Raw genomic sequence first — 15,284 nt, 5'->3', positions numbered from 1 at the left:
TCTGAAAGCCCGTGTGTCGCCCCAGGTCAGGGAGATCCCCGACTGCACAGTAACCCTGTTGGGAGGGGAAGGTCTCTGTCCGGCGGGTCATCGGCCCCCGCCGATTCTTTGTGGAGTCCCTACGAACAGCCTAGGCATTCTTTGAGTGAGGGCCGTCACGGCGGCCCGCGCACCCTTTCCCGTAACGATGGGGGCCCGGACTCTTGTCCGAAGGTTTACTCGTTAGTAGCCTCCCAGGCGTCGAACACGCTTGTGGCGTGGGAGGGATGGGGGCGTCGTGCTGCGCAGACTCGTGGCGGGGGTGGCCGCGATCGCACTCGTCGTGGAGGCCGCCGTGCTCGTGCTCGTCCACGTCGTGCTGGGCCGGGCGACGGAAGCCCAGTCGATGTCCGTCGCGGGCATGGATCCGTCTGTCATGTCCATGGCGACATACGGGATGGGTGCCGGCCTGGGCGCCTTCCTCCTGCTGTGTGCCGTCCTGGCCGCCGTCGCCGCCCTGCGCGACCGCCCGCCGGGCCGCCCCGCCCGCATCGTGCTCGTCGCCGCCGCCGTCACCCACGGGGTGCTCGGTGCCCTCGCCGTGGGACTCGTCGGCTGGGCCGCCTTCGCGGCGACGTCGGCGATCCTGTGCCTGCTCGTGCTGACCCTGATGCTCTACGCCGGGCCGGCGGCCGGGCCCGCCGGACAGCCCGGTGGGAGCCTCAGGCCCACAAGTCCGTGATGGACACGTCCAGTTCGCCCAGCAGCGAGCGCAGCAGCGGCAGCGACAGCCCGATGACGTTGCCCGGGTCCCCGTCGATGCCGTCGATGAACGGCGCCGACAGGCCGTCCAGGGTGAACGCCCCGGCCACGTGCAGCGGCTCGCCGCTGGCCACGTACGCCGCCACCTCCGCGTCCGTCGGCTCGCCGAAGCGGACCGTCGTGGAGGCCGTCGCCGAGACCTGACGGCCGGTGGCCGTGTCGATCACGCAGTGGCCCGTGCGCAGCACCCCGGCCCGGCCGCGCATCGACTTCCAGCGGGCCGTGGCGTCGGCCGCGTCGGCCGGCTTGCCGAGCGCCTCGCCGTCCAGCTCCAGCACGGAGTCGCAGCCGATCACCAGGGCGCCCGCGGCCTCCTCCAGGCCCGCCACCACGCCCGCCTTGGCCTCGGCCAGGGCCAGCGCCAGGCCGGCCGGGTCGTCGTGGTTCAGGGTGTCCTCGTCGAAGCCGCTGACGATCACGTGCGGGGCGAGCCCGGCCTGCCGCAGCAGGTTCAGCCGGGCGGGCGAGGCGGAGGCGAGGACGAGCGTGCGTACGGTCATGGGGGCCATCGTAGGGCGGCCGCCGGGACCGGCTCCCGGCCTGCCCCACAAGACGGCCTAGAACGGGGGCACGCCGAGGACGTACACCGCGATCACCATCGCCAGTACGAGGACCACGAGCATCCGCCGGAGCATCGCCTGGGCGTCGCGCATGTCCTTCGGGGGCTCGTTCTTCGGGTCTGACCAGAGCATGCTCCGATCCTGGCCCCGGTACGCCGGTGGCGCCTGAGTACGGGTACTCAGGCGCCACCGTCCGTTCGCGCCATCTTCCGGAACGCGGGGCTCAGCCCCGTCCGGGCCAGTACGTACGGCCCCACGCGCGCGGCCCGGGCAGCATCTGGCGCCGCCGGGCCACCCGGCTCGGCGAGGCCCACTCGTCCGGGATCCGGGGCGCGCCCGACGGGGCCGAGGCCAGCGCCGCCGCGCGCGCTTGGACCACCGCCAGTGCGGCGGCCAGCTCCTCGGGGGTCGGGTTGCCCTTGACGACCTTGATCACCACAGAGTCCTCCTGGAGGGCCTAGAGGGGGATGTTGCCGTGCTTCTTCGGGGGAAGCGACTCCCGCTTCGTACGCAGCTGCCGCAGCCCCTTCACCACGTGGGCGCGGGTCTCGGACGGCATGGTCACCGCGTCGATGTAACCGCGCTCGGCGGCGGTGTAGGGGTTGAGCAGGGTGTCCTCGTACTCGGTGATGAGCCGTGCCCTGGTCTCCTCCACCTCCTCCGGAGCGGCCTCGGCGATGGTGCGCCGGTGCAGGATGTTCACCGCGCCCTGCGCGCCCATGACGGCGATCTGGGCGGTCGGCCAGGCCAGGTTCAGGTCCGCGCCGAGGTGCTTGGAGCCCATGACGTCGTAGGCGCCGCCGAAGGCCTTGCGCGTGATGACGGTGATGAGGGGGACGGTGGCCTCGGCGTACGCGTAGATCAGCTTCGCGCCGCGCCGGATGATTCCGTTGTACTCCTGGTCGGTGCCGGGCAGAAAGCCCGGGACGTCGACGAACGTCAGCACCGGGATGTTGAAGGCGTCGCACGTCCGGACGAACCGCGCGGCCTTCTCGGAGGCGTCGATGTCCAGGCAGCCGGCGAACTGCATCGGCTGGTTGGCGACGACGCCCACCGGGTGCCCCTCGACCCGGCCGAAGCCGGTGAGGATGTTCGGCGCGAACAGGGACTGGGTCTCCAGGAACTCCGCGTCGTCCAGCACGTGCTCAATGACAGTGTGCATGTCGTACGGCTGGTTCGCACTGTCCGGGATCAGGACGTCGAGTTCCAGGTCCGTGCCGGAGACCTCGGTGTCCGCCTCCTCGGGGAAGGCGGGCGGCTCGGACAGGTTGTTCGACGGCAGGTACGCGAGCAGTGACTTCACGTACTCGATGGCGTCCTTCTCGTCGCCCGCCATGTGGTGCGCCACGCCCGAGGTGGAGTTGTGGGTGCGCGCACCGCCCAGCTCCTCGAAGCCGACGTCCTCGCCGGTGACCGTCTTGATGACGTCCGGGCCGGTGATGAACATGTGCGAGGTCTGGTCGACCATGACCGTGAAGTCGGTGATGGCCGGGGAGTACACGGCGCCGCCGGCGCAGGGCCCCACGACCAGGCTGATCTGCGGGATCACGCCCGAGGCGTGCACGTTGCGGCGGAAGATCTCGCCGTACATGCCCAGCGCGCTGACGCCCTCCTGGATGCGGGCGCCGCCGGAGTCGTTGATCCCGACGACCGGGCAGCCGGTCTTCAGGGCGAAGTCCATCACCTTGATGATCTTCTGGCCGTAGACCTCGCCGAGGGCACCGCCGAAGACGGTGAAGTCCTGCGAGAACACGGCCACCGGGCGGCCGTCCACCGTGCCGTAGCCGGTGACGACGCCGTCGCCGTACGGGCGGGTCTTCTCCAGACCGAAGTTGGTCGACCGGTGCCGGGCGAACTCGTCCAGCTCTACGAAGGACCCCTCGTCCAGCAGCAGGGCCACCCGCTCACGTGCCGTCAGCTTGCCCTTGGCGTGCTGCTTCTCGACGGCTCGTTCGGAACCTGCATGGGTGGCTTCCTCGACGCGGCGCCGCAGGTCCGCGAGCTTGCCCGCGGTCGTGTGCATGTCGATCGGCTCTGAGGGTTGGGACATCGGGGTCGCGGCTCCCTGTGTGGTGTCAACTGCCTGGTCAATTGATTGACTGCTGCTGGCTACTGGTGCGTAGCGTATCGGCGGGCATGGCGCTCGGCAGTGCGGCGTTTGACACACCTACATTGGGTTGCATGACTCCACAAGATGCTTCAGCCGGAGCGGGCGCGGGCCGCTGGTCGAGCCTGGACCGCCCGCCCCTGAACGCCTCCGCGCTCTCCAAGGCGCTCGTCACGCCGGACGGTCTGTGGACCTCCCTGGAGGTCGTGGCCGCCACCGGGTCCACCAACACCGATCTCGCGGCCCGGGCCGCGGAACTGCCCGAGGGCGCCGTGCTGGTCGCCGAGGAGCAGACGGCCGGGCGCGGGCGGCTGGACCGCAGCTGGGTCGCGCCGCCCCGGTCGGGGCTCTTCTTCTCCGTGCTGTTCAAGCCGGGCGCCGGCGTGCCGCAGGAACGGTGGGGGTGGCTGCCGCTGCTGGCCGGCGTGGCCACCGCGGCCGGGCTGTCGCGGGGCGCGGGAGTGGACACCGCGCTCAAGTGGCCGAACGACCTCCTGGTGAACGTGGAGGGGGAGGAGCGCAAGGCCGGCGGCATCCTCGCGGAACGGGTCGAGGACGGGGTGGTCCTCGGGATCGGCCTCAACGTCACCCTCACGGAGGATGAGCTCCCCGTACCGGCGGCCGGGTCGCTGGCCCTGGCCAAGGCGGCGGTCACCGACCGGGAACCGCTGCTGAAGGCCGTGCTGCGGTCCTTGGAGGAGTGGTACGGCCGCTGGCGCGACGCGGCCGGCGACCCCGCCGACAGCGGCCTGCAGGAGGCGTACGCGGCCGGCTGCGCGACGCTGGGCCGCCACGTCCGCGCGGACCTGCCGGGCGGGCGCGAGCTCACCGGAACGGCCGAAGCGCTGGACGCGGACGGCCGGCTGGTCATCCGTACGGCCGACGACGCCCGTGAGGCGGTGGGCGCGGGGGACGTGGTGCACCTGAGGTCGGTGAGGTAGGACCGGAGGTCCGGGGCCCGCCCCCGGACCGCCGCGGCGCTTTCGCACTTCGGGGCCGGATCTGGGGGAGTGAGCTACGGCACACCTGCCGTATGGTTTAGGCGATCCCGGTCCTCCCGGTGATCACCCGGTTCGGCAGCGCGCACGGAATGGACAGGAGGCGGCCCTTGACCGTCGACGACTCTACGTCCAGCGCGTCCCCGTCCGGTTCCTCGTCCGGTTCCTCGTCCGGTTCCGGGAATCCGGGCACCCCGATCGGGCGGGACCAGCACACGCCCTTCCACGAGGTCGACCACGCGGCGCAGCCGACGGCCGACCCGCTCGCCATCCGGCTGGAGCAGCTGATCCTGGGCGCCGAGCGGCGGTACACGCCGTTCCAGGCGGCCCGGAGCGCGGGTGTGTCGATGGAGCTGGCCTCCCGGTTCTGGCGGGCCATGGGCTTCGCGGACATCGGCCAGGCCAAGGCCCTGACGGAGGCCGACGTACTGGCGCTGCGGCGCCTGGCCGGCCTGGTGGAGGCGGGCCTGCTGAGCGAGCCCATGGCGGTGCAGGTGGCCCGGTCCACCGGGCAGACCACCGCCCGGCTGGCCGAATGGCAGATCGATTCCTTCCTCGAGGGGCTGACGGAGCCGCCCGAGCCGGGCATGACCCGCACGGAGGTCACGTACCCGCTGGTCGAGCTGCTGCTGCCGGAGCTGGAGGAGTTCCTCGTCTACGTCTGGCGCCGCCAGCTGGCGGCGGCGACCGGACGGGTGGTGCAGGTCGCGGACGACGAGGAGATGGTCGACCGGCGCCTCGCCGTGGGCTTCGCGGACCTGGTGGGCTTCACCCGGCTGACGCGGCGGCTGGAGGAGGAGGAGCTCGGCGAGCTGGTCGAGGCCTTCGAGACGACGGCGGCGGACCTGGTGGCCGCGCACGGCGGCCGGCTGATCAAGACGCTGGGCGACGAGGTGCTGTACTGCGCCGACGACGCGGCGACCGCGGCCGAGATCGCGCTGCGGCTGATCGAGACCATGGAGGCGGACCCGCAGATGCCGGAACTGCGGGTCGGGATCGCCTTCGGGACGGTGACGACCCGGATGGGCGACGTCTTCGGCACGACGGTGAACCTGGCGAGCCGGCTGACCTCCATAGCCCCGAAGGACGCGGTGCTGGTCGACGGGGCGATGGCCGAGGAGCTGAGCCGGACGGGCGCCGCGCCGAAGTCCGAGAAGGACGCCGAGAACGAGGAGGGCGGCGGCGCGTACCGCTTCGCGCTCCAGCCGATGTGGCAGCGGCCGGTCCGCGGCCTGGGAGTCGTCGAGCCCTGGTCGCTGACGCGGAGGACACCTAAGATCCCCGGGTAACGATCGTTAACCGGGAGGGTGGCAGCATGTCTGAGCAGCGCTTCGGAGAGTTCGTGGCGGTGCGGCGGCACGGCGACGGCGATGTGGTCGCCGAGCTCGTGCTGGACCGGCCGAAGGCGATGAACGCGGTCTCCACGGAGATGGCGCGCTCGATTTCCGCCGCGTGCGACGCGCTCGCCGCGGACCCCGGCGTACGGGTCGTCGTACTGACCTCCACCCATGAGCGCGCGTTCTGCGTCGGCGCGGACCTCAAGGAGCGCAACTCCTTCTCGGACGCCGAGCTGGTCCGGCAGCGGCCCACCACCCGGGGCGCGTACGGGGGCGTGCTGGAGCTGCCGATGCCGACGGTCGCGGCGGTGCACGGCTACGCGCTGGGCGGCGGCTTCGAGCTGGCCCTGGCCTGCGACGTGATCGTGGCCGACGGGACGGCCGTGGTCGGGCTGCCCGAGGTGTCGGTGGGCGTGATCCCCGGCGGCGGCGGTACGCAGCTCCTGCCGCGCCGCGTCGGTGCGGCGCGGGCGGCGGAGCTCATCTTCACGGCCCGCCGGGTGGAGGCGGCCGAGGCCCTGTCCCTGGGCCTGGTCGACGAGGTCGCCCCGGCGGGCGGGGACCGTGCGCGGGCCCTGGAGCTGGCGCTGACGATGGCGGCGAACTCCCCGGTGGGGCTGCGCGCCGCCAAGCGGGCGCTGCGGCTGGGGCACGGGATGGACCTGGCGGCGGGGCTGGAGATCGAGGACGCGGCCTGGCGGACGGTGGCCTTCTCCGGGGACCGCGCGGAGGGCGTGGCGGCCTTCAACGAGAAGCGCAAGCCGAACTGGCCGGGGGAGTAGCCGGCGCCTGCGCTTGGCAGCTGCGCTTGGTGGCTGCTCGGGTGCCTGCTTGGGGTGACCTGCGGTCACCCCAAGCAGGTCTAACTGTCACTAAATCGGATAAAACTCCCTAGTCTGGGGTGATGGGAGTTGACGGGCGGCTGCGGGCCGTCGTGGCACTCGCGCAGGCGATGGCGGCGGCCTGCGCGCCGCGGGACAGCGTCCGGGCGGCCGCGCGGGGCGCCCGGCTGGCGATGGACGGCTCGTTCGCCGCGATCTCGGCCTGGGAGCGCGAGCGGGGGCGGCTGCGGGTCCTGGTGAACGAGGGGGAGCGGCGGGCCGGGGAGGAGGAGTTCCCCGAGGACGAGTCCTACCCCGTGCACGACTTCCCCGAGATCACCGAGTTCCTGCACGAGCGCTGGGCGGGCGGCGGCGGCCCGCACGCCTGGGTCGAGAGCGCCGTCGGCGACCGCCCCGGGCGGCGCGGGGACTCCCTGCGCCGGCGCGGGCGCGGTACGTGCGTGGTCGCGCCGATCGTGCTCAGCGGGCGGGCCTGGGGCGAGCTGTACGTGGCGCGGGACGAGGGGCTGCCGGACTTCGACGAGGACGACGCGGAGTTCGCGGCGGTGCTGGCCTCGGTGGTGGCGGCCGGGCTCGCGCAGAACGAGCGCCTGGAGGAGGCCCGCCGCCTCGCCTTCACGGATCCGCTGACCGGCCTGGCCAACCGGCGGGCCGTGGACATGCGGCTGGACGAGGCTCTGGAGGAGCACCGGCGCAGCGGGACGGTGGTGAGCCTGGTGGTGTGCGACCTGAACGGCCTCAAGCGGGTCAACGACACCCTGGGGCACGCGACGGGTGACCGGCTGCTGGAGCGGTTCGGCTCCGTGCTGAGCCTGTGCGGGGCGATGCTGCCGGGGGCGCTGGTCGCACGGCTGGGCGGGGACGAGTTCTGCCTGGTCAGCGCGGGCCCGTCGGCGGACGAGGTGGTCCGGGTGACCGGGGAGGTGTGCGTGCGGGCCGCCGAGCTGGAGCTGGGCGAGGGGGTGGCGTGCGGGGTCGCCTCCACGGGCGACCCGATCGGTCCGGTGAAGTCCTCCCGGCGGCTGTTCCGCCTGGCGGACGCGGCACAGTACAAGGCGAAGGCGGCCCGATCGGCGGAGCCGGTGGTCGCGGGCCGCGACACGGCGGTGGTCCGCCTGGCCGACGCCGCGGCCGCCCGCGAGGGCCGCGGGGAGCGACGCCGCTTCCGGGGGCGGCAGTAGGGGGCGGCGGGGTGGGGCACCGGGGGCGGTGTCGTGGCGGGGCGGTCTCGCAGCTGGTTTGGGGGTTTCCCGTCAGTCCCATCGTCCTTCCGTGTCGTGCCGGCCTGTCAAGGGCGCTCCCTTCGGTCGCGTCACTTCGTGATCGCCTTCGGCGACCCTTGACAGCCCGTCCCGCCCCGGAAAGCCGAAAGACTGCCGGGAAGCCCCCAAAAGAACGGTCACGGGGCAGGAGGGGAGGGGCGGCTCCCTCAGCGATGAGGCGACCGGGTCGGGCCTTGGCCGGCCGGGCATCCGGGCCCGTGGATGCCGGATTCCGGGCCGGGGGCGCGACTACCCGCACGAGAGGCTGATCAGAGCGACCTCCGGAGCCCCCGGGCGCAGCGAATCGCTACGCGCTCCTGTCGTCTCGGCGTCCGACGACCGTCCGGGGCTGATACCCGCACCAGAGGTTGATCAGAGCAGCCCAGGGAGCCGATGGGCGCAGCAAATCGCTACGCGCTTCTCCCGTCTCGGCGTCGGACGGCCGTCTGGGGCCGGGATGGGTGAGAAAGGGGTCATCGGGTGCTTTCGAGGGGCGAATGGTGCCTCTCACAGGGCCTTTGACGGCTTGTCGGAGTCTGAGAGTGTCCTTTTCGACCGCAGACTCCGAGAGGGGGCCTTCCACGCTCGCCACGGCCTCCCAGATGGGCATAAAAGGGGCTAATTGACTGCCTGTGGCCTATGGCCAGCCCAAGACGGCTGCCGGCCGCCGAGACGGGAGAAGCGCGTAGCGATCTGACGCGCCCATGCGCTTCCCGCGCTGCTCTGGTCGTCATTTGGTGCGGGTATCAGCCCAGGACGGTCGTCGGACGCTGACAAATGAGAAGCGCGTAGCGATCTTGCGCGCCTGGGGGCTCCGCAGGTCGCTCTGATCAGCCTCTCGTGCGCCTAGTCGCGCCCCCGGCGCGGAAACGTGACTTTTGAGGGCCCGGATGCCCGGCCGGCCAAGGCCTGACCCCTCGCCTCATCGCTGACGAGGCCGCCCCTCCTCTCCTGCCCCGTGCCGTTCTTTTGGGGGTTTCCCGGCAGTCTTTCGGCTTTCCGGGGCGGGTCGGTCGGTCAAGGGTCGCCGAAGGCGATCGCGTAGCGACGCGACCGAAGGGAGCGCCCTTGAGGGACCGGCCCGAACCGGAAGGACGATGGGACTGACGGGAAGCCCCCAAGCCTCCCTGAGACCGCCCCGCCCGGGCCCCGCCCCCCACCCCACCCACCCCGCACCCGGGGGTGGGTGGGCAGCCGCCGACCCGCCCCCGCGGGGTGGAGGGGGAGATGGCCGGCCCGCGCCGGAGGTGACCCCGCAGCCCCGTCGGAAATGGAGGGGTGACATGAAGGGATTCAGTCCGTAGGGTGCTGAATATGGATATGCACACTGTCGTGGTGGGGACGTCCGGGACCACCGCCGAGGACGTCATCGCCGTCGCCCGCGGCAACGCGCGGGTCGAGCTGTCCGCCGAGGCGCTGGAAGCGCTCGGCCGCGCTCGCGAGATCGTCGACGCGCTCGCCGCCAAGCCCGAGCCCGTCTACGGGGTCTCCACCGGCTTCGGGGCGCTCGCCTCCCGGCACATCAGCCCCGAGCTGCGCGCGCAGCTCCAGCGCAACATCGTCCGTTCGCACGCCGCCGGCATGGGCCCGCGCGTCGAGCGGGAGGTCGTCCGCGCCCTGATGTTCCTGCGTCTGAAGACGGTGGCCTCCGGGCACACCGGCGTGCGGCCCTCGGTCGCGCAGACCATGGCCGACCTGCTCAACGCCGGGATCACCCCCGTCGTCCACGAGTACGGCTCCCTCGGCTGCTCCGGCGACCTCGCGCCGCTCTCCCACTGCGCACTCGCGCTCATGGGCGAGGGCGACGCCGAGGGCCCCGACGGCACCGTCCGCCCCGCCGGCGAGCTGCTCGCCGAGCACGGCATCGAGCCCGTCGAGCTCCGGGAGAAGGAGGGCCTCGCCCTCCTCAACGGCACCGACGGCATGCTCGGCATGCTGGTGATGGCCCTCGCGGACCTCGACACGCTGTACAAGTCCGCCGACATCACCGCCGCGCTGACCCTGGAGGCGCTGCTCGGCACCGAGAAGGTGCTCGCGCCCGAGCTGCACGCCATCCGTCCGCACCCCGGCCAGGGCGCCTCCGCCGCCAACATGGCCGCCGTGCTGAAGGGTTCCGGGCTCACCGGGCACTTCCAGGAGGAGTCCGCGCCGCGCGTGCAGGACGCCTACTCCGTGCGCTGCGCCCCGCAGGTCGCCGGTGCGGGCCGTGACACCATGGCGCACGCCTCCCTCGTCGCCTCCCGCGAGCTGGCCTCGGCCGTCGACAACCCGGTCGTGCTGCCGGACGGGCGCGTGGAGTCCAACGGCAACTTCCACGGCGCGCCCGTGGCGTACGTACTGGACTTCCTGGCCATCGCCGCCGCGGACCTCGGCTCCATCGCCGAGCGGCGGACCGACCGTCTGCTCGACAAGAACCGCTCGCACGGCCTGCCGCCGTTCCTCGCGGACGACGCCGGTGTCGACTCCGGTCTGATGATCGCCCAGTACACGCAGGCCGCCCTGGTCAGCGAGATGAAGCGGCTCGCCGTGCCGGCGTCCGCCGACTCCATCCCCTCCTCCGCCATGCAGGAGGACCACGTCTCCATGGGCTGGTCGGCGGCGCGCAAGCTGCGTACCGCGGTCGACAACCTGACGCGGATCATCGCCATCGAGCTGTACGCGTCCACCCGCGCCATCGAGCTGCGTCACGGACTCACCCCGGCGCCGGCCAGTCAGGCCGCGATCGCGGCGGTGCGGGCGGCGGGCGTCGAGGGCCCCGGCCCGGACCGCTTCCTCGCGCCGGACCTGGCCGCCGCCGACGCCTTCGTCCGCGCGGGCGGGCTCGTCGCGGCCGTGGAGCCGGTGACCGGCCCCCTCGCCTGACCCGGAGCGGGAGCGAGAACGGGCGAAGGGCCGCACCCCGTTGGGGGTGCGGCCCTTCCGCCGTGTCTAGAGGATGCGGGAGCGGCGTACGGAGAAGGCGACGAAGCCCGCGCCGAGGCCCAGGCAGAGGGTGCCGCCCAGCACGTAGGGGGTGGTGTCGATGCTGCCGGTGTCGGCGAGCGAGAGGACGGTGATGCCGGCGGGGCGCTCGTCGGAGGCGCCGGCGATGGTCCCCGTACCGGTATCAGTGCCGGTATCCGTGCCGGTGCCGGTGCCGGTGCCGTCGTCGTCCGTGCCGGCGTCCGAGACGGTTCCGGTGTTGGCCGCGGCGGGCGCGCCCGGGGTGCCCGCGGACAGCCCGGGCGCGGTGGCGTTCGCCGACGGGACGAACCAGAGGGCGGCGAGGAGGGTGGTCGCCCCGAGGGCGGTGAGCAGAGGTCGACGTGCGGACACGGTGCGATCCCCCTTGCGGAAGCAGCGAATTGGCCGTGTGCGCAGATGCTAGTTAAAGGGGCGGGTCGCGGGAAAGTCGAGGCTGTCGCGGGCTTACTCTCCGTCGTATGAACCCTTCTGATGCATCACGGTACGTACGACTTCGAGTGGATTTGGTGCTGGAGGTGTCGGACTCCGACGCACTCATCGGCGCGGCCCTCGCGCACATCAAGGCCGACGAGTTCATGCCGGACGAGGAGCGCGCGCACGCGGAGTCGGCCGTCATGGAGGACGAATCGGAGGCCCTGGCCTACCTCGTCGACCCCACCGACCTGGTCGCGGAGCTGACCGGAGTCGAGCTGGCGCAGGCCTCATGGAGCAGCGAACCGGTCGAATACGACCCCGAGTCCCTGGAGTGGGACCTGGACGAGGAAGATGGTGGTTTCGAAGAAGGGGCCGACAACGCCTGACCGTGGGGTTGCACACATTCGAACGGAATGTGGAACCGAACCGCGTCGTTAACGCGTTGTCAGGACGAGCAGGGGGCGTCGCCCCCTGCCCGGCCCGGTCCCGGGATCGCAGCCCGGGGTTTCACGGCAACGATGGAGTGACGTGTGAGGACGTACAGCATGCGGCGGAGAAGGTCCCTGGTGGCCGTGTCCGCCGTGCTCGGTGGGGTACTGATGCTTTCGGCCTGCAATGACGGGGGCGGCGAAAAGTCTCAGGGCAGCTCGGAAGCGGGCAAGTCGCAGGCGGATGTCGATGCGGCGGCGGCCAAGGACGCCTCCAAGGCCCGAATAGCCATCACGCCCAAGGACGGCTCCACCAACGTCCCGCTGAACGACGGCACGAACGTCGCCGTCAGTGACGGCACGCTCACCAAGGTCGAGCTGAAGAGCTCCGACGGCACGGCGGTCGCGGGCAAGATCGCCGCCGACGGCAAGAGCTGGAAGCCGGACGCCGCGCTGAAGCGCTCCACCAAGTACGCCCTGGCTGCGACGGCGAAGGACGAGGCCGGGCGCGAGGCGCACGAGAACGCCTCCTTCACCACCCTCTCCCCGGAGAACAGCTTCGTCGGCTCCTTCGTCCCGGACGAGGGCGAGACGGTCGGCGTGGGCATGCCGGTCTCGATCACCTTCAACAAGCCGATCAAGGACCAGAAGGCCGTCCAGGCGGCCATCAGCGTCACCTCCAGCAGCGGCCAGGAGGTCGTCGGCCACTGGTTCGGCAGCCAGCGCCTGGACTTCCGCCCCGAGCAGTACTGGCAGGCGAACTCCACCATCACCCTGAAGCTCGCCCTCCAGGGCGTGCAGGGCGCGCCCGGCATCGTCGGCGCGCAGAACAAGACCGTCACCTTCAAGGTCGGCCGGAGCCAGGTCTCCACCGTCGACGTGAAGGCCAAGACGATGACGGTCACCCGTGACGGTCAGGTCCTCAAGACCATCCCGATCTCCGCCGGTTCGCCCGAGAACCCCACGTACAACGGTCAGATGGTGATCTCCGAGAAGTTCAAGGAGACCCGGATGGACGGTTCCACCGTGGGCTTCAAGAACAGCGAGGGCAAGGGCGAGTACGACATCAAGGACGTCCCGCACGCGATGCGGCTGTCCGAGTCCGGCACCTTCATCCACGGCAACTACTGGGGCGCCGACTCCATCTTCGGCAAGGTGAACACCAGCCACGGCTGTGTCGGTCTGAACGACGCCAAGGGCGCCAACGACCCGAACCAGCCCGGCGCCTGGTTCTTCGACAACTCGCTCATCGGCGACGTCGTCACCGTGGTGAACTCCCCGGACAAGACCATCAAGCCGGAGAACGGCCTCAACGGCTGGAACATGCCGTGGGCCGAGTGGAAGGCCGGCTCGTCGGTCTGACGCCGCGACAGCGGTAGGTGCCGGTAGGGAACATGACGGACGGCGGGGAGCCGGAGGCTCCCCGCCGTCCGTCGTTTCCGCGGCCCGGCCCGGCCCGACGGTCCCCGTCCCCCGGCGGTCCGCGCCCCGCCCGGCGGCGTGCCCCGAACGCCCGTGCGGGGGAAGGTGGTCAGCGCTTAAGGTCCGGCGTATGACGAAGATCAACGCGCTCTCCGTGCCCCCGACCGACGCCGAGGTGGACGCCTGGTGGGCCGTGCAGGCCGCCGCCCACGCCGTCGACGCCGCCGGCCTGCCCGCGGTCGCAGCCCCCTCCCGGACGGAGGCCGCCGGACGGCTCCGGGTGCCGCCGGCCCGCGGCCGGCTCGAACACTGGGCGGCCGACGGCGGCGCAGGGCACGCCGCCCTGCTGCTCTTCACCGAGCAGGGCAACACGCACACCGCCTTCCTCGACGAGCTGACCGTACGGCCCGACGCCCGCCGGCGCGGCGTCGGCACGGCCCTGTGGCAGAGGGTCCGCCGTGAACTCCTCGACCAGGGGCGCACCTCGGTCGCCACCGTCACCGACCTCGGCGGCCCCGGGCAGGCCTTCGCGGAGTCCCTCGGCTTCGAGAACGTGCTCTCCATGGCCTGGTACGTACGGGAACTCGGCGAGGACGGCCCGGCGGCGCTCCCCGACACCCCCGGCTACGCGTTCCACAGCTGGCCCGGCCTGGTACCCGACGCCTGGGCCCCGGCCCTCGCCGTCGCCCACGGGGCGATGGAGGACGCCCCGAGCGGGGACAGCGACGAGGCCTTCCTGCCCTGGACCGCCGAGCGCGTGCACGCCGCGCAGCAGCTGGTCCTGGACCGGGGCGGCGAGATGACCGTGGTCGCGGCCGTCACCCCCGCCGGCGAGGTGGCCGCGTACACGGCGCTGGTGCTGCCCGACCCGGCGGGCCCGCGCGGCCTCCAGTACGACACCGTCGTCGTCCCCGCCCACCGGGGCCACGGCCTGGGCCGCGCGGTCAAGCTGCGGATGGAGGCGTACGCCGCCGAACGCCACCCCGCCCTGCGCCGGATCGGCACCACGGTGGCCGACGAGAACACCGCGATGCGGGCCGTGAACGAGTCCCTCGGCTACCGCCGCGAACGCGGCGCGGCCGTGTTCCAGCTGGGGCTCTGAGCCGGGTCAGGCACGCTCCCCGGCGGGCCTCACCGAAGGAGGCGCAACGGGGGGCGAAACCGCGGACGGCACCGCGGACGGCACCGGCGGCGCCGTCCAGGAGGACAGCAGCCGCAGGGCGTCCGCCGAGGGCGAGCCCGGCTCGGCGTGGTAGGTCACCAGGAACTGGGCCGGGTCGTCGGGCAGCGTCAGCGTCTCGAAGGCCAGCTCCAGCTCGCCCACCAGCGGGTGCCGCAGCCGCTTCACCCCGTGGGTCTTGTCCGCCACCGTGTGCGCCGCCCACAGCCGGCGGAACTCCTCGTTCTTCACCGACAGCTCCCCGACCAGCGCCGACAGCCGCTCGTCGTCGGGGTGCTGGCCCGCGTACAGGCGCAGGTTGCTGACCACCTCGCAGGCCCGGCACTCCCAGTCCGCGTACAGCTCGGCCGTCGCCGGGTCCAGGAACACCAGCCGCACCAGGTTCCGCTCCGCCGCCGGCAGTGCCCCGAAGTCCCCGAAGACGGCCGCCGCGAGCGGGTTCCAGCCGATCACGTCCTGCCGCCGCCCCACCAGGTACGCCGGTACGCCCTCCATCGCCTCCAGCAGCGTGCGCAGCTCCGGCCGGACCTGCTGGGGGCGGGCGGGGCGGCTGCGCCGGCGGGTGCGGGGGCTCGCCAGGTGGCTCAGGTGCGCCGACTCGGTGCCGCTCAGGCGCAGCGCCCGCGCGATGGCGTCCAGCACCTCCGCCGACACGTTCTGGCCGTGTCCCTGCTCCAGCCGCGTGTAGTACGCCACCGACACCCCGGCCAGCTGCGCCAGCTCCTCCCGTCGCAGGCCCGGCACCCGGCGGCGCCGGCCGTGGTCGGGCAGACCCACGTCCGCGGGACGCAGCCGGGCGCGGCAGCTGCGCAGGAAGTCCCCGAGTTCGGTTCGCTGATCAAGCTGGTCCATACCGCAAGTATCTCCGGCGCAGGTCCGCGGCGGGGCGCTCATCCTGACCCCGCCAGGGGTAGGTCTGGCAGTCGTAGGCTCAGCAGGGGGCTGGGTGGGCCGCGCGGACCGGGGCAT

Annotated in this window: 15 protein-coding genes; 9 read left to right on the top strand and 6 right to left on the bottom strand. The window is 72.4% G+C overall.

What is annotated here, in order from left to right; all coding sequences use genetic code 11:
- The first annotated feature begins 277 nt into the window (after positions 1-277).
- Complete coding sequence (locus ACZ518_RS04140) at positions 278-721, top strand: hypothetical protein (RefSeq protein WP_469111465.1); 444 nt, start codon at positions 278-280, stop codon at positions 719-721.
- On the opposite strand, the gene ACZ518_RS04135 is transcribed toward ACZ518_RS04140, so the two are convergent.
- The 4 genes from ACZ518_RS04135 to ACZ518_RS04120 form a co-directional block, all read right to left on the bottom strand.
- On the bottom strand, positions 702-1,310 hold the full coding sequence (locus ACZ518_RS04135) for a Maf family protein (protein ID WP_469111464.1): 609 nt from the start codon (positions 1,308-1,310) through the stop codon (positions 702-704). The two genes, ACZ518_RS04140 and ACZ518_RS04135, sit on opposite strands and share 20 nt — an antisense overlap.
- A gap of 48 nt (positions 1,311-1,358) precedes the next feature.
- A complete protein-coding gene (gene mmpB, locus ACZ518_RS04130) occupies positions 1,359-1,493 on the bottom strand; it encodes a morphogenic membrane protein MmpB (protein WP_260613863.1) in 135 nt (44 codons plus the stop codon).
- 91 nt (positions 1,494-1,584) lie between these two features.
- Entirely contained in the window at positions 1,585-1,797 is a 213-nt protein-coding gene (locus ACZ518_RS04125; RefSeq protein ID WP_405983021.1) for an acyl-CoA carboxylase epsilon subunit, read from the bottom strand.
- Between the two features lie 21 nt (positions 1,798-1,818).
- Complete coding sequence (locus tag ACZ518_RS04120; protein WP_469111463.1) at positions 1,819-3,411, bottom strand: acyl-CoA carboxylase subunit beta; 1,593 nt, start codon at positions 3,409-3,411, stop codon at positions 1,819-1,821.
- Positions 3,412-3,542: 131 nt separating this feature from the next.
- Between ACZ518_RS04120 and ACZ518_RS04115 the strand changes: the two genes are divergently transcribed.
- The 5 genes from ACZ518_RS04115 to hutH all read left to right on the top strand — a co-directional run bounded on the left by ACZ518_RS04115 (position 3,543) and on the right by hutH (position 10,769).
- Positions 3,543-4,409: a biotin--[acetyl-CoA-carboxylase] ligase gene (locus ACZ518_RS04115; protein ID WP_469111462.1), complete on the top strand. Its 867-nt coding sequence runs from the start codon at positions 3,543-3,545 to the stop codon at positions 4,407-4,409.
- 167 nt (positions 4,410-4,576) lie between these two features.
- Positions 4,577-5,755: an adenylate/guanylate cyclase domain-containing protein gene (locus tag ACZ518_RS04110; RefSeq protein WP_469111461.1), complete on the top strand. Its 1,179-nt coding sequence runs from the start codon at positions 4,577-4,579 to the stop codon at positions 5,753-5,755.
- A 26-nt stretch (positions 5,756-5,781) separates the two neighbouring features.
- The gene (locus tag ACZ518_RS04105; protein ID WP_469111460.1) at positions 5,782-6,585 is read left to right on the top strand and encodes an enoyl-CoA hydratase/isomerase family protein; all 804 of its coding nucleotides are present in this window, start codon (positions 5,782-5,784) and stop codon (positions 6,583-6,585) included.
- Positions 6,586-6,707: 122 nt separating this feature from the next.
- Positions 6,708-7,826 carry a GGDEF domain-containing protein gene (locus ACZ518_RS04100; RefSeq protein WP_469111459.1) on the top strand — a complete coding sequence of 373 codons (1,119 nt, stop codon included), beginning with the start codon at positions 6,708-6,710 and terminating at the stop codon, positions 7,824-7,826.
- 1,401 nt (positions 7,827-9,227) lie between these two features.
- Positions 9,228-10,769: a histidine ammonia-lyase gene (gene hutH, locus ACZ518_RS04095; RefSeq protein ID WP_469111675.1), complete on the top strand. Its 1,542-nt coding sequence runs from the start codon at positions 9,228-9,230 to the stop codon at positions 10,767-10,769.
- A 66-nt stretch (positions 10,770-10,835) separates the two neighbouring features.
- Here the strand turns inward: hutH and ACZ518_RS04090 are convergent, their stop codons facing one another.
- Positions 10,836-11,222 carry an LPXTG cell wall anchor domain-containing protein gene (locus tag ACZ518_RS04090; RefSeq protein ID WP_469111458.1) on the bottom strand — a complete coding sequence of 129 codons (387 nt, stop codon included), beginning with the start codon at positions 11,220-11,222 and terminating at the stop codon, positions 10,836-10,838.
- Positions 11,223-11,386: 164 nt separating this feature from the next.
- On the opposite strand from ACZ518_RS04090, the gene ACZ518_RS04085 reads away from it, so the two are divergent.
- From ACZ518_RS04085 to ACZ518_RS04075, 3 genes are all read left to right on the top strand, one after another.
- On the top strand, positions 11,387-11,671 hold the full coding sequence (locus ACZ518_RS04085) for a hypothetical protein (RefSeq protein ID WP_285545531.1): 285 nt from the start codon (positions 11,387-11,389) through the stop codon (positions 11,669-11,671).
- 159 nt (positions 11,672-11,830) lie between these two features.
- Positions 11,831-13,075, top strand: coding sequence for a L,D-transpeptidase (locus ACZ518_RS04080; RefSeq protein ID WP_469111457.1), 1,245 nt, complete (start codon positions 11,831-11,833; stop codon positions 13,073-13,075).
- A 190-nt stretch (positions 13,076-13,265) separates the two neighbouring features.
- Positions 13,266-14,237 carry a GNAT family N-acetyltransferase gene (locus tag ACZ518_RS04075; protein ID WP_469111456.1) on the top strand — a complete coding sequence of 324 codons (972 nt, stop codon included), beginning with the start codon at positions 13,266-13,268 and terminating at the stop codon, positions 14,235-14,237.
- Between the two features lie 6 nt (positions 14,238-14,243).
- On the opposite strand, the gene ACZ518_RS04070 is transcribed toward ACZ518_RS04075, so the two are convergent.
- Positions 14,244-15,167 carry an MmyB family transcriptional regulator gene (locus tag ACZ518_RS04070; protein ID WP_469111455.1) on the bottom strand — a complete coding sequence of 308 codons (924 nt, stop codon included), beginning with the start codon at positions 15,165-15,167 and terminating at the stop codon, positions 14,244-14,246.
- Positions 15,168-15,284 lie beyond the last annotated feature (117 nt).

This window comes from Streptomyces sp. NPDC033966 (genome assembly GCF_055575955.1).
The sequence above is the reverse complement of the archived record's forward strand: the minus strand, read 5'-3'. Positions and strand labels throughout refer to the sequence as shown.

Coding starts and splice junctions, on each gene's coding strand:
- hutH (WP_469111675.1), top strand. CDS start 9,228: ATGCACACTGTCGTGGTGGGGACGTCCGGGACCACCGCCGAGGACGTC.
- ACZ518_RS04075 (WP_469111456.1), top strand. CDS start 13,266: ATGACGAAGATCAACGCGCTCTCCGTGCCCCCGACCGACGCCGAGGTG.
- ACZ518_RS04080 (WP_469111457.1), top strand. CDS start 11,831: ATGCGGCGGAGAAGGTCCCTGGTGGCCGTGTCCGCCGTGCTCGGTGGG.
- ACZ518_RS04070 (WP_469111455.1), bottom strand. CDS start 15,167: ATGGACCAGCTTGATCAGCGAACCGAACTCGGGGACTTCCTGCGCAGC.
- ACZ518_RS04100 (WP_469111459.1), top strand. CDS start 6,708: ATGGGAGTTGACGGGCGGCTGCGGGCCGTCGTGGCACTCGCGCAGGCG.
- ACZ518_RS04135 (WP_469111464.1), bottom strand. CDS start 1,310: ATGGCCCCCATGACCGTACGCACGCTCGTCCTCGCCTCCGCCTCGCCC.
- ACZ518_RS04115 (WP_469111462.1), top strand. CDS start 3,543: ATGACTCCACAAGATGCTTCAGCCGGAGCGGGCGCGGGCCGCTGGTCG.
- mmpB (WP_260613863.1), bottom strand. CDS start 1,493: ATGCTCTGGTCAGACCCGAAGAACGAGCCCCCGAAGGACATGCGCGAC.
- ACZ518_RS04105 (WP_469111460.1), top strand. CDS start 5,782: ATGTCTGAGCAGCGCTTCGGAGAGTTCGTGGCGGTGCGGCGGCACGGC.
- ACZ518_RS04120 (WP_469111463.1), bottom strand. CDS start 3,411: ATGTCCCAACCCTCAGAGCCGATCGACATGCACACGACCGCGGGCAAG.